At 64.4% G+C, this 13,020-nt stretch carries 14 protein-coding genes; 4 read left to right on the top strand and 10 right to left on the bottom strand.

Annotation, left to right across the window (positions count from 1 at the left end; all coding sequences use genetic code 11):
- Window positions 1–134 precede the first annotated feature (134 nt).
- The 4 genes from nth to H4W01_RS14775 all read right to left on the bottom strand — a co-directional run bounded on the left by nth (window position 135) and on the right by H4W01_RS14775 (window position 5,258).
- Window positions 135–797 (bottom strand): endonuclease III, encoded by a 663-nt coding sequence (gene nth / locus H4W01_RS14790; protein WP_209612055.1) that lies wholly within the window; start codon window positions 795–797, stop codon window positions 135–137.
- Entirely contained in the window at window positions 794–1,522 is a 729-nt protein-coding gene (gene dapB, locus H4W01_RS14785) for a 4-hydroxy-tetrahydrodipicolinate reductase (RefSeq protein WP_209612053.1), read from the bottom strand. Before dapB ends, nth begins: the two co-directional genes overlap by 4 nt.
- Window positions 1,523–1,628: 106 nt before the next feature.
- Window positions 1,629–3,272 (bottom strand): alginate export family protein, encoded by a 1,644-nt coding sequence (locus tag H4W01_RS14780; RefSeq protein ID WP_209612051.1) that lies wholly within the window; start codon window positions 3,270–3,272, stop codon window positions 1,629–1,631.
- 117 nt (window positions 3,273–3,389) lie between these two features.
- The gene (locus tag H4W01_RS14775) at window positions 3,390–5,258 is read right to left on the bottom strand and encodes a methyl-accepting chemotaxis protein (protein ID WP_209612049.1); all 1,869 of its coding nucleotides are present in this window, start codon (window positions 5,256–5,258) and stop codon (window positions 3,390–3,392) included.
- A 206-nt stretch (window positions 5,259–5,464) separates the two neighbouring features.
- Here H4W01_RS14775 and H4W01_RS14770 point away from each other — a divergent pair, with 206 nt between their 5' ends.
- A complete protein-coding gene (locus tag H4W01_RS14770; protein WP_209613390.1) occupies window positions 5,465–6,175 on the top strand; it encodes an NAD-dependent deacylase in 711 nt (236 codons plus the stop codon).
- Window positions 6,176–6,188: 13 nt separating this feature from the next.
- Here the strand turns inward: H4W01_RS14770 and era are convergent, their stop codons facing one another.
- The 4 genes from era to lepB all read right to left on the bottom strand — a co-directional run bounded on the left by era (window position 6,189) and on the right by lepB (window position 9,093).
- Entirely contained in the window at window positions 6,189–7,094 is a 906-nt protein-coding gene (era, locus tag H4W01_RS14765; RefSeq protein ID WP_209612047.1) for a GTPase Era, read from the bottom strand.
- Window positions 7,091–7,483 carry a GIY-YIG nuclease family protein gene (locus H4W01_RS14760; protein WP_209612045.1) on the bottom strand — a complete coding sequence of 131 codons (393 nt, stop codon included), beginning with the start codon at window positions 7,481–7,483 and terminating at the stop codon, window positions 7,091–7,093. Before H4W01_RS14760 ends, era begins: the two co-directional genes overlap by 4 nt.
- A gap of 117 nt (window positions 7,484–7,600) precedes the next feature.
- Window positions 7,601–8,266, bottom strand: coding sequence for a ribonuclease III (gene rnc, locus H4W01_RS14755; protein ID WP_209612043.1), 666 nt, complete (start codon window positions 8,264–8,266; stop codon window positions 7,601–7,603).
- On the bottom strand, window positions 8,263–9,093 hold the full coding sequence (lepB, locus tag H4W01_RS14750; protein WP_209612041.1) for a signal peptidase I: 831 nt from the start codon (window positions 9,091–9,093) through the stop codon (window positions 8,263–8,265). Before lepB ends, rnc begins: the two co-directional genes overlap by 4 nt.
- A gap of 116 nt (window positions 9,094–9,209) precedes the next feature.
- On the opposite strand from lepB, the gene pgi reads away from it, so the two are divergent.
- The 3 genes from pgi to gorA are packed head-to-tail and all read left to right on the top strand — an operon-like array spanning window position 9,210 to window position 12,451.
- Window positions 9,210–10,700 (top strand): glucose-6-phosphate isomerase, encoded by a 1,491-nt coding sequence (gene pgi / locus H4W01_RS14745; RefSeq protein ID WP_209612039.1) that lies wholly within the window; start codon window positions 9,210–9,212, stop codon window positions 10,698–10,700.
- Window positions 10,700–11,074, top strand: coding sequence for a DUF4174 domain-containing protein (locus tag H4W01_RS14740; RefSeq protein ID WP_209612036.1), 375 nt, complete (start codon window positions 10,700–10,702; stop codon window positions 11,072–11,074). Before pgi ends, H4W01_RS14740 begins: the two co-directional genes overlap by 1 nt.
- 21 nt (window positions 11,075–11,095) lie before the next feature.
- The gene (gene gorA, locus H4W01_RS14735; protein ID WP_209612034.1) at window positions 11,096–12,451 is read left to right on the top strand and encodes a glutathione-disulfide reductase; all 1,356 of its coding nucleotides are present in this window, start codon (window positions 11,096–11,098) and stop codon (window positions 12,449–12,451) included.
- A gap of 1 nt (window position 12,452) precedes the next feature.
- Here gorA and H4W01_RS14730 read toward each other — a convergent pair whose 3' ends face one another.
- Window positions 12,453–12,755 carry a type II toxin-antitoxin system RelE/ParE family toxin gene (locus H4W01_RS14730; RefSeq protein ID WP_209612032.1) on the bottom strand — a complete coding sequence of 101 codons (303 nt, stop codon included), beginning with the start codon at window positions 12,753–12,755 and terminating at the stop codon, window positions 12,453–12,455.
- Entirely contained in the window at window positions 12,748–12,987 is a 240-nt protein-coding gene (locus H4W01_RS14725) for a type II toxin-antitoxin system ParD family antitoxin (RefSeq protein ID WP_102719646.1), read from the bottom strand. Before H4W01_RS14725 ends, H4W01_RS14730 begins: the two co-directional genes overlap by 8 nt.
- Between the last annotated feature and the right edge of the window lie 33 nt (window positions 12,988–13,020).

Here is a 13,020-nt window from a genome sequence, read left to right as displayed (position 1 = left end):
ATTTGCCTTCGGAGGGCAGCGCTCTATCCAGCTGAGCTACGGGTGCCTGTGTCTTCGCCTAGCAAAGCCGATCGCGCTGCGCCAGTCCCTACCTTCGGCCGCGCGCAAACGGATCCCTGCTTCCAATGCGCAGGTCAGGTTTCCGTGCTCGCGCCTCGCTTTGGGGCCGCCGACTTCGGCTTGAACGCGCAGAGGTCGCTGACGACGCACCGCCAGCATTCGGGCGTCCGGGCCTTGCACACATAACGTCCGTGCAGGATCAGCCAATGATGTGCATGCAGCCGGAAGGGCTGTGGCGTCGCTTTGTCGAGCTTGAGTTCGACGGCGAGCGGGGTCTTGCCGCGCGCGAGGCCAGTGCGGTTGCCAACGCGGAAAATGTGGGTGTCGACCGCGAAGGTCTCGGCCCCAAAGGCGACGTTCATCACGACATTGGCGGTCTTGCGCCCGACACCGGGCAGGGTTTCGAGCGCGTCGCGATCGGCCGGAACCTCGCCGCCATAAACGTCGATCAGGCGCTGCGACAAGGCGATCACGTTCTTGGCCTTGGTGTTGAACAGGCCGATCGTCTTGATATGCTCTTTCAGTCCGTCCTCGCCGAGCGCAACCATTTGCGCGGGCGTCTTCACCTGTTCGAACAGCCGCCGCGTCGCCTTGTTGACGCCGATATCGGTGGCTTGCGCCGACAAGGCGACCGCGACGACCAGTTGGAAGGGGTTGCCCGCTTCCAGCTCGGTTTCCGGATGGGGATTGTCCGCCGCCAGCCGGGCATAAAATTCGACGACGTCGGCTTTTTTCAAACCCCCAGCACCTGGTCCATGCTGTAGCGTCCGGCGCTTTGCTCGGCGAGCCACAGCGCGGCGGTGATGGCACCGCGCGCGAAAATCGCTCTGTTTTCGGCGCGGTGCCCGATCTCGATCCGCTCGCCCTCGCCGGCAAAGACCACCAGATGATCGCCCGCAACCGATCCGCCGCGCAGGCTGGCGAAACCGATCGTGCCTTCCGAGCGTGCGCCAGTCAGCCCGGCACGGTCCGCCACGCGGGCTTCGGCGAGGGTGATGCCGCGCCCGGCGGCGGCGGCTTCGCCGAGCAGCAGGGCCGTGCCGGAGGGGGCGTCGACCTTGTGGCGATGGTGCATCTCGGCGATTTCAATGTCCCAGTCCGGGCCAAGCCGCGACGCCGCTTCGCGCACCAATTTGGCGAGCAAGGTGACCCCGAGCGAGACATTACCGGTCTGCAACACCGCGATGTCGGCGGCGGCCGCCTCGATCAGCGCGTGATGGGCAGGCGCAAGCCCGGTGGTGCCGATCAGGATCGGGGTGCGCGCTTCCCGGGCGGCGGCAAGCGTGCGTTCCAGCGCTGCCGGTGTCGAAAAATCGACCAGCACGTCGGCAGCGAGCGCCAGCGCGACGGGGTCGCCGCCCGCGTCGATTCCGCCAGCCAAGGTTGCCCCCAGGTCGGGCACAGCGGCGGCAAGCGCTTGACCCATTCGGCCCGCGCTGCCGATAATCCCGATCGCGGTCATCGCACGTCTCCCGATTTGCTGCGTGGCGGCTCTACCGAAGCAGAGCCGCCGACGCCATGCCGGAATTGGTCGAAACGGCGGGATTAGCGAAGGGCCCGGCCGTTCGTCAGAAGCGGTAGCTTATCCAACTGGCCAGATAGTGGGAATTGACATAGCCGAGCTGGTCAAGGATCGGGCCCGGAATGAAATATTCATAGCGCCCAACGACCGACAGCCGACGCGTGACCTTCCACGTCGCCTGCAGGCGGATCGCATCTCCGACATTGCTACCCGGAAGGGTTTCGCTGCCGGTATAAGGGGTGCCGGCACCCCGGTAGATCGCATCGTGCGGGCTGACGCGCCAGCTATGCTGATATTCGGTGGTGACATCGAGCGTTTTGAACGGCGAGACCGTGAAGTTGGGCGACGCCTGGAACAGGTTGGTGAAGTTGAGCGCGCCCTGATAGCTATACGCAATCGTGCCTGCGAACGGGGCCTTGGCGACGTGGATGGTGCCGGTGCCATAGCTGCCACCGCCTTCGCCAAAGTCGAAATGGATGCCGACCTTTGGCTTCCAGTTTTTGGGGTTGATGACATAGGTCTGCGCGATGAAGGCGTTCCACGCGCTGATGTCGCGCCCGGCAAAGCTGCCGCTTTGATGATCGACCGTCCAATCGAGGGTCAACTGATCGAGGCTGCCCCACAAGCGCGCGCCGTAATAGTTACGCACTTCGCGCCCGGTGACGCGACCCCATTTCAGCGAATCGTTGCGCTCGCGCCAGGCGAACGGATCGAAGAACAGCTTGCGGGTCTTGGAATTGGCGAGCACCAGGCCAAAGGTCGCGCCCGAGAAGCGCGTCTTGTCATCGGCGACGTCGTCGCTCAGCCCCTGGGTGCCGAGCGTGACTTGCTTGAAATCGAAGAAATCGGCGCGGACGCTACCGGTCTGGCCCCAGGTGCGCAGGCCCTGCACCGAGGTGTGGATGGTGTTGTTGTCCTTTTGCGACACCAGATTCGACGGGCCATCGGTGAATTCCTGACGGCCATAGCGCACGCCCAGGCCGAAAGTGCCGATCGTACCGCTGATTTCGCCGAAGAACTGCTGCGCGATCAGGGCATCGCGCGATTTCGCCGGAGCGACGCCGTAATTATACCCGCTCAGCCCGCCATGCGCGAGTTCGCCATAAAAGCGCACCGGGCCGATATGGACGTCGGCTCCGCCGACCAAGCGCGTCTGCTCTTCCAGGCGATAGCCCGATTTGACGAGATTGGGTTCGGAATAGTCGTTGAGGCGATAGCGCACCTCGCCCGATAGCGTGACGTAGATTTTGCCCGCATCGTCGATCGGGATGTATTTGAGGCGATCGAGGATGTCCTTGCGCTTCTTGGAATCGCGCATCATCCGCCAGTCTTCGGCCCAGCGCGACATATTATAGCCGCCCAGCATGACGCCATGGCCGTCGGCCTGACGCGGATAGGTGCGCACCGAGGGGTTAGCGGGCGAGCGCTGCTCGGTCGATTCGCTCGGCGGGGTCGAGCGTTGTGCGGGCGGCACTGGCCGATTGGGATCGACGCTCGCTTGCTGCGCCGGCTTGGCGACGTTGGCGACGGCGGTCGGCTTGGCGCTGCCGGCTTCGGACGTTGGTAGTGCGTTCGCGGCGGGCGCGCTCGCCGAAGCCGAAACATCCGGTGCAGCGTGGGCGGTGCCCGACGCGATGACGATGGAAAGCAGGGAAGCGCCAATGGCGAAACCGGAGCGGGAGATACGCATGATGATCCTCGATCTTGGTGGCAAGGCTCCGCCAAGCGCCCAAAAGGGACGGGAAGCGGTGGTGCGGTGGGGTGGCGGTTGGGGGTGGCACCGGCGGTGCCACCCCGCGATATCGGGCTAGAAGCTTGCCCAGTCGGCGTTGGCGGCGGTCTGCGCGCGGGCTGCGATCGGCGGCGAGGCGGTTTTCGCGCTTGGCCGCGGGCGTGATGCAACCGGTGCCGGCTTCCGCACGCCCGCCGACGAATCCGAACCGACGTTGAAGCGCGCCGATTGGCGGCTGAGCGTGGCGACTTCCCCCGCCAGATTGCGCGCGGCGGCCGAGGTCTGTTCGACCATCGCGGCATTCTGTTGGGTGGAATGGTCCATCGCATTCACCGCCGACGCGATCTCGCTGATCGTCGAGGACTGGGCGCGGTTGTCGTTCGCCATCGATTCGACGAACTCGTGGACTTGTTCGACGCTGCCGCTGATTTGCTGCAGCACGTTGTCGACATTCTTCACCGCGTCGACGGCAACGACGATATCGGTCTGCGTCGCGGTCAACTGTTCGCGCGCGCGGCGTGCCTCTTCTTCTGCCCGCATCGCCAGTGCCGAAACGAGATCGGCGACCACGGCGAACCCACGCCCGGCCTCGCCCGCGCGACCGGCTTCGACCGCCGCGTTCATCGCGAGAACGCGCGTCTGGAAGGCGATCTTGTCGAGACCTTCGATGACACTGTCGATGCCGCGCGCACTGTCGGAAACGCGGATCATCGCGGCGGTCGCCTGCTCGGCGGTGGAGCGACCCGACCCGACCACGCCAATCGCTTGCTGGGCGGAGGTGACGGTACGATCCGCCGCCTCGGCGCTGGAGCGCAGGCGGGTGTTCATCTGCGACAGCGCCGCAGAGGTTTCTTCCAGGCTGGCGGCATTGCTCTCGGTGCGGCGTGCAAGGTCGTCCGACGCGGCGGCGATTTCATGCGAACCGGTTTCGATCCGCATCGAACCCTCGGCGAGCACACCGATCAGATCGCGCAGATTGGCAAGCGCGGTATTGAAGTTGTTGCTCAGCGCCACATAGTCGGCCGGAACGCCGTCGTGCAGCGTGCTGGTGAGATCGCCTTCGGACAGCGCTTCCAGCTTTTCCGACAGGAGCGACACGATCGCCTTTTGATCGGCGTCCGACTTGGCCTGGACGGCTTCTGCAAACGACTTGGCAATGGCGTTGTCGCGGAAGACGAGCAGCGCACGGGCCATGCCGCCCAATTCGTCGCCCCGTTCCGTGCCGGGGATCTCCGCCTGCGTATCACCCTCGGCCAGGCTTCCCATGCGGGTGGTGATGTGTTTGAGCGGCGCGGTAATCGAATTGCTGATCGTCAGGATCACGGCCGCGAGCGCGGCCAGAATCAGGACCACGACAATGGCGAGGTTCCACGCCGAGCGGGCAACGGCTTCGTTGATTTCGGAGTTGAAGACGCCGGTGGCGACGACCCAACCCCATGGCTTGAACACCCGTACATAGGAGATTTTCGGCTTCGAACCGGATCCGTCGGGGAGCTTGAAATTATAGTCGACAAAGCCCGCGCCCGCGGGCGACAGGGCGGTCTCGACCATCGTCTGATAATGCGTCCGGCCGTCGGCATCCTTTTCGTCCCGGACGATCTTGCCCTGCTTCTCGGGCTTCACCGGGTGCAGGATCATCCGGTAATTGGTGTCGAGGATGAAGAAGTAGCTGTCCTTGCCGAAGCGCATCGTTCGGATCGCTTCTTTTGCGGTGGCCTGGGCCTGCTCGTGCGTCATCCGCCCGGCTTGTTCTTCCGCCTGGAAGCGCTGAAGCTGGCTATACGCCACTTCGAGCGTCTGCTTGGTGCGCTCGTTAAAACCCTGCCGCAAAGCGGAGTTCAACTGATTTACGGACAGGATAAGGACCAGCGCAAGGCCCAGCAATGATGCTGCGCCGATGATAAGCAATCGTTTACCGATTTTAACTTGTGTGAGAAAGTTCATCCGAAAATCCAATCGCTCTTTTTTTTGTATTGTAGAGCGTTGGAGCGGCGGCAGGCCGCAGGGATGAATGTTTTGTAATAATCCATAAAATATTAACTATAAAATGGCGTTGTCATTTCGCTTTACTCGTAAATTGGCCGATCGATGGCACCGGGCAAAGCCTTTGGCGGTGGTCTGCGCGCAAGGATGGCACTATGCTCGCGGTGATGTCCGTGCCGCGCAATCTCGTGATCCTGACCGGGGCCGGTGTTTCGGCCGAAAGCGGAATTGCCACCTTTCGCGGTCCTGGTGGCCTATGGGAGGGGCACCGCGTCGAGGATGTCTGCACGCCCGCAGCGCTCGCGCGCGATCCGGCGTTGGTCCATCGCTTTTATGATGCGCGGCGTGCGGCACTGGCAGCGGTCATGCCCAATCCGGCGCATGACGCGCTGGCACGGCTGGATGCTGCGTGGCGCGGCGGATTGCTGATCGTGACCCAGAATGTCGATGATCTGCATGAGCGCGCCGGGGCCAGGCGATTGCTCCATATGCACGGCGCATTGCAATCGGCCTTATGTGCGGCCTGTGGCGTGCAGGTGCGCTGGGAGGCGGATTTGCCGCCTGGGGCAAGGTGCGGCGCATGCGGCGCGACGGCGCTGCGGCCCGACATCGTGTTCTTCGGCGAAATCCCCTATGCGATGGACCGGATCGAGCGGGCGCTGGGCGAGGCCGATCTGTTCGTGTCGATCGGCACCTCGGGCGCGGTCTATCCCGCCGCCGGGTTCGTACAGGGTGCGCGCTATGCGGGCGCGCGAACGCTGGAGCTGAACCTCGAACCGTCGGCGGGGAGCGGCTATTTCCACGAAACCCGGCTTGGCCCGGCGGGGGAATTGGTGCCCGCCTGGGTGGACGAAGTGCTGGCGGACGCGGGCGTCTAAGCGCGCTCGCGCATCAGTCGACCCAGTCCAGCCCCATTTCGCGGTAAACGTCGCGTTCGTCATCCCAGCCGGGGCGGACCTTCACGTGCAGATAGAGGTGGACCGGGCGGCCCATAATCTCGCTGAGCTCCGCCCGCGCGCGCGCGCCGATTTCCTTGATGCGTGCGCCACCCTTGCCGAGCACGATGGCGCGCTGGGTCGGGCGTTCGACCAGGATTTGCTGGTGGATCTCGACCGAACCGTCCTCGCGTTCCTTATACTGTTCGGTCTCGATCGCCGAGGCATACGGCAGTTCGGCGTGGAGCTGGAGATAAAGCTGTTCGCGCGTCACTTCGGAGGCGAGGCTGCGCTCGCTCGCGTCGGACACCTGATCCTCGGGGAAATGCCACGGCCCCTCGGGCATCGCCTTGGCGAGATGCGCCTTCAATTCGGGCAGGCCGTCGCCGGTCGCCGCGCTGACGAAGAAGGTTTCAGCGAACTCGACCATCCCGGTCAATTTCTCGGCGTGCAGCAGCAGCTTGCCCTTGTCGGCCAGATCGACCTTGTTGAGGATGAGATATTTGGGTTCGCGGCGATCCTTGATCGCCTCGGCAATGTCGGTGACCTTCGCGCCGAGCCCGCCCTTGGCATCGACCACCAGCGCCAGCACGTCAGCGCCCTCGGCACCGCCCCAGGCAGCCTGCACCATCGCGCGGTCGAGCCGCCGCTTGGGTTCGAAAATGCCGGGGGTGTCGACCAGCAGGAGCTGCGTATCGCCCTCGATCGCCACGCCCATCAGCCGCACGCGCGTGGTCTGCGCCTTGGGGCTGACGATCGCGACCTTCTGGCCGACCAGCGCATTGACCAGGGTGGATTTGCCCGCATTGGGCGCGCCGAGAATGGCGACGAGGCCGCAATGTTGGGGGGTGGGGTCAGTCATTGGTGGTCCTTGGGTAGTGCAGGCCCTTCGACAGGCTCAGGGCGAACGGTACGGGAGACATCGCCCGCCAATTCCGTTCGCCCTGAGCCTGTCGAAGGGCTGCTCGTATCTTGGCGATTCCGTGCCAGTAAGGAAAGCCGCTCCCAATCGCCAGCGATCAGTGCCTGCTTCTTGGCGCGGCTCCATCCTTTGATCTGGCGTTCTGCCTCCAGCGCTTCGAGGCGAGAGGGGAAGTCTTGGCTCCAAACCAGGGTCACCGGGCGGCGGGTTTGCGTGTAGCCGGGGATTTGGCCGGACTGATGCTGGCCGATGCGATGTTCAAGCGCGTCAGTATGGCCCGTATAAAAACTGCCATCGGCGCAGCGCAGGAGGTAGGTCCAGAACGCCATTTGTCAGCCTTGCCCGTTTGGATGGGTGCCCTTCGACAGGCTCAGGGCGAACGGTATTGGAGATGTGCTCACCTTATACCCGTTCGCCCTGAGCCTGTCGAAGGGCCTGGCGCGCGCCTACCGCAATTTCGCGAGCAACGCCGCTGCCGCTGCCGTTTCCGCTTCCTGCTTCGAGCTGCCCTCAGCCTCCGCTTCGGCGAAGGTGCCGAGCGTTGCCTTTACGCGAAAGCGCGGGGCGTGGTGGGGGCCCGAGCGTTCGACCACGTCATAAGCGGGCGTCTTGCGGTTGTGCGCGGCGGCCCATTCCTGCAGCGCGGATTTGGGGTGTTGCGGGGCCGCGAGCTGGCGGCTGGGGCGGTCGGCCCAGACCTTGCGGATCGCGCGGCGCGCGCCGTCCAGCCCGGCCTCCAGATAGAGCGCGCCGATCAGCGCCTCCATCACGTCGCCCAGCACATTGTCGCTGTCGGAGGCGCCATCGTCGCGCGCTTGCTTGCCGAGGCGGAGCTGTGCGGCGACGCCGAGGCCGCGCGCGACATCGGCGCAGACCGCGCCCGTCACCAGCGCGTTCAGCCGCTTGGACAGTGCGCCTTCGGGTTCGCCCGGGAACAGCTCGAACAGCCATTCCGCCATCACCAGGCCAAGCACGCGGTCGCCCAGAAATTCGAGCCGCTCGTAATTGGCGGCCGCCTGGCTGCCATGCGTCAGCGCGCGTTCGAACGGCGCAAGATCAATCGGCGCGTGGCCGAGCGTCGCGGCCAGCCAGTCGTGCAGGGCGCTCGTCAAAAACCCGCCCCGATCCGGTTCCAGCGTGCCGCCGAGAACCAGGTCCAGGGCAGGAACCAATTGGCCGAGCCATCGGTCGAGAAGAAGGATACGACCGCTTTGCCCTGGATGCGCTCCATCGGCACCATGCCCATGCCGCTCGACTGCCCAGGTAGAGCATCGTGTGGAGCAGGGTATCGACTGTCAGCGCTATTGTCGCGATTGTCGCCCATTACGAAGACATGGCCCGCCGGGACAAAGTAAATTCCGGTATTATCTCCAGCTTGCTCGCCCCGGTCTAGTACGGCATAGCTCTTGCCGTTGGGCAAGGTTTCGCGAAATTGCTGGTAGCGGCAGACGGTCACGCCCTTCACGCTATCCTCATACTCGCTCGGGCACTCCTTGATCGCCGGGTAATTGGGGCTGAGCGGCATGGTGAAATCGGCGATCCGGACCTTGGGCACTAGCGTGCCGTTGAGAATGACCTGGCCATGGCGCATCTGGATCGTGTCGCCGGGCAGGCCGATCACGCGCTTGATCACGTCGACATCGTCGCCGGGCGGCCCGCGAAACACCACCACATCGCCGCGTGCCGGATCTCGCCCGAGGATGCGGCCTGGAATGAGCGGTACACCCCAGGGCAGCGACCAGCGCGAATAGCCGTAATTCCATTTCGACACGAAGAGATAGTCGCCAATGTACAGCCGCGGCAGCATCGATTGCGACGGGATGCTGAACGGCGCGAAGACGAAGCTGCGGAACACGAACACGATCACCGCGAGCTTGAGCAGGAAGACGAGCGTCTCGCGCGTTTCGGATTTGCGGGCGGGGGAGGAGGGGGCGGCCATGCGCGCGGTTTGGTGCCGCTCCGGTGTCGCGTCAAGCTGGCGGTTGTAACTGCACGGCGCTAGGGCAATCTAAGGCGGATCCTCCCCCCGCCCCCATTTGCCAAAGAGGTGCCCTAATGCCTGCCGACTGGACCGCGATCGAAGCCTTGCCCGCGCCGCGCCTGGAAACCCTGTTCGCCGAAGACCCCAACCGGCTGGCGACCTTCAGCGTCGATGTCGCTGGCCTGCATTTCGACTGGTCGAAGACGCATTTGACCGCGCAAGCGGTGGCCGCGTTCGAGGCGCTGGCCAAGGCGCAGGATCTGGCGGGCAAGCGCGAGGCGCTGTTCGCGGGTGACGTGATCAACACCACCGAAGGCCGCGCGGTCACGCATGTCGCCGAGCGCGGCGAAGGCAGCGTAGATGACGTAGCGAAAGCGCGCGTGCTGCACGCGCGGATGCGGGCGTTGATCGACGCGATCGAGGGCGAGGCGCTCGGGCCGATTCGCCATGTGCTGCATGTCGGTATCGGCGGATCGGCTTTGGGACCGGACCTGTTGATCGATGCGCTGGGGCGCGACGATAGCCGCTATGACGTTGCGATCGTCTCCAATATCGACGGCGCGGCACTGGAAGAGGTGTTCAAGAAGTTCGATCCGACCGCCACGCTGCTGGTGATCGCGTCGAAGACCTTCACCACCAAGGAAACGCTGACCAACGCCGAATCGGTGCTGCAGTGGATGGGTGAGGCCGGGGTGGACGACGTCTATGGCCGTGTCGTCGCGCTGACCGCTGACCCCGACAAGGCGGTCGAATGGGGCGTTGATGAAACCCGCGTGCTGCCCTTCGCCGAGTCGGTTGGCGGGCGTTATTCGCTGTGGTCGTCGATCGGCTTCCCGGCGGCGCTCGCGCTTGGATGGGATAATTTCCAGGACATGCTCGATGGTGCGGGCGAAATGGACCGCCATTTCCGCCAGACCTCGCTCAGCCAGAATGCCCCGGCTTTGGCCGCCTTTGCCGATCTGTATTACACGCAAGTCCGCCACGCAGAAACGCGCGCGACCTTCGCCTATGACGAGCGGCTGCGTTTGCTGCCGTCCTATCTCCAGCAGCTCGAAATGGAATCGAACGGCAAGGGCGTGACGATCGACGGCAAGCGGCTCGATCGGCCCAGCGCGGCGATCACCTGGGGCGGGGTCGGCACCGATGCCCAGCACGCCGTGTTCCAGCTTCTGCATCAGGGCACGCATTTGGTGCCGGTCGAATTCGTCGCGGTGATCGAACCCGGCGATACGCTGGCCGAGGAACATCACCGCCAGTTGCTGCTTAACGCCTTCGCGCAAGGCGCGGCTCTGATGAAGGGGCGGCCCAATGACGATCTGGCGCGCAGCTATTCGGGCGATCGGCCGTCCTCGACGATCCTGCTCGAGGTGCTCGACGCGCGCACGCTCGGTGCGCTGATCGCCTTCTACGAACAGCGCGTGTTCGTGAACGGCGTGCTGCTCGGCATCAACCCGTTCGACCAGTTCGGTGTCGAGCTGGGCAAGGAAATGGCCAAGGCGGCCGATGCGGGCGGGCAGGAGTTCGACGTGTCGACCACCGATTTGATCAAGCGCGCGTTCGGCTGATGTTGCTGGCGGCGCTGGCATTGATGACCCAGTCGGTGGTGGAGATGCGTCATCACCACCGGTTGCTCGTCATCGCCGCGCCCGCCGAAACCGATCGGCAAGCGCAGCAGCAGATCGCTGCGCTTGCCGCAGGCCAGGAGCCGCTCGCCGCGCGCGACGTCGTGATCGTCACGATCCTGGCGGATCGCGTGGCAGGTGCGCGCGATTCCGCAGCCGCGTTGCGCCGACTTTGGTCGCTCCCCCGCGACCGTTTCACTGTCCTGTTGATTGGCAAGGACGGGCATGAAGCCCTGCGCCAGACCGATCCGATAACCCCCGCAACCGTGATAGCTGCGATCGACGCCATGCCGATGCGCCGCGCGGGCTTGCGCTGAATGTCCTTAACGGAGCTTTCGATGACCACCGCTTCTTATGATTACGACCTTTTTGTCATCGGTGCCGGTTCGGGCGGCACGCGCGCGTCGCGCGTCGCGGCCGCGCATGGCGCGAAGGTGGCGGTGGCCGAGGAATATCGCGTCGGCGGCACCTGCGTCATCCGCGGCTGCGTGCCCAAGAAGCTGCTCGTCTACGGCGCGCACTTCGCCGAGGATCTGAAGGACGCCAGGCGTTTCGGTTGGGACGTGCCCGACAATCTCGGCTTCGACTGGGTGCGGCTGCGCGACAATGTGATGGAAGAGGTCAGCCGCATCAACGGTGCCTATACCGCTACGCTGAACAACAATGGCGTCGACATTATCCTTGATCGCGCCGACGTGACCGGGCCGCACAGCGTGCGGCTGGGTGACGGGCGCGAAGTGACCGCGAAATACATTCTGATCGCGGTCGGCGCGACGCCGGTGGTGCCGGAATGCCCCGGCCACGAACTTGGCATCACCTCGAACGAAGTGTTCCATCTCGACGCCGTGCCCAAGCGCATCCTGATCGCGGGCGCGGGCTATATCGCCAATGAATTTGCCGGCATCTTCAACGAATTCGGCGCGAAGGTGACGCTGATCAACCGCAGCGACGTGATTCTGCGCGGCTATGATGAGTCGATCCGCGACCGCTTGTTGCAGATTTCGATGATGAAGGGGCTCGATTTCCGCTTCAACGCAGCGTTCCGCGGCATCGAGAAGCAAGCCGATGGCAGCCTGCTCGTGTCGATGACCAACCACGAGCCGATCGAAGTCGATTGCGTGCTGTTCGCGACCGGGCGCACCCCCAATACCGCAGGGCTGGGCCTGGCGGCGGCGGGCGTCGATCTGGATGACAAGGGCGCGATCGTGGTCGATGCCGATAACAAGTCGAGCTGCGACAGCATCTATGCCGTCGGCGATGTGACCAATCGCGTGCAACTGACCCCGGTCGCGATCCGCGAGGGGCAGGCCTTTGCCGATACGCTGTTCGGCGGCAAGCCGCACCGCGTTGATTATGAGAACATCCCGAGCGCGGTGTTCAGCCATCCACCGATGGCGGGCGTTGGCCTGACCGAAGCGCAGGCGAAGAACAAGTTCGGCTCGGTCAAAGTCTATACCTCGGACTTCCGCCCGATGAAGAATGTGCTGGCCGGCCGCAACGAACGCGCGCTGTACAAGATGGTGTGCCATGCCGAGTCCGGCGTGGTGCTCGGGCTGCACATGATCGGCCCCGATGCGCCCGAGATCCTGCAGGCGGCGGCGGTCGCGGTGAAGGCCGGGCTGACCAAGGACGCCTTCGACCAGACCGTCGCGCTGCATCCGTCGATGGCGGAAGAACTGGTGCTGCTGCGGTAGTTCAGGCCGGTGGAGCGATGCGGCCATGGGGACGCATCGCTTGATGCAGGACGCGCTGGATCGTCAGCATGTCGCCGGTGCGGCTGTAGAAGATGCGGTGGCTGCCCGCTGCGACATAGCGCACAGGTGGGATGATTCCGGGGTAGAGCATACCCGAGTCCGGGAAATCGCGAAGCCGGGCGATCGTGCGCTCGATCAGGTCGAAATAGCGCGCGGCGGCGGTTTCGCCGAAGGTGGCGACACTGAAGCCGAGAATGGAGTCGAGATCGGCTGCTGCTTCGGCGGCGACCACGACATCAATCATGCGTCGGCAAATGCTTTGCTTTGAGGTCGGCGAAAATCTGTTCAACCGGACGCGGGTCGATCCCCGAGGCGATCCCCTTGTCGATCTCGGCCTGGAGCCATTCAAGCTCCGATGCGGCGTCACGATCACGCCGCATCAGATCCCGCAGATATTCGCTGGTGTTGGCATAGCTGCCCGCCGCGACGCGCTTTTCGGCCCATTGCTTGAGCGCGTCGGGGACGGAGATATTCATCTGGGCCATGCTGCGCTTATACGACTTTGCGCT

The organism is Sphingomonas sp. PL20 (assembly GCF_017875905.1).
GTDB lineage: Bacteria > Pseudomonadota > Alphaproteobacteria > Sphingomonadales > Sphingomonadaceae > Sphingomonas > Sphingomonas echinoides.
This window is presented reverse-complemented; position numbering and strand designations above follow the sequence as displayed.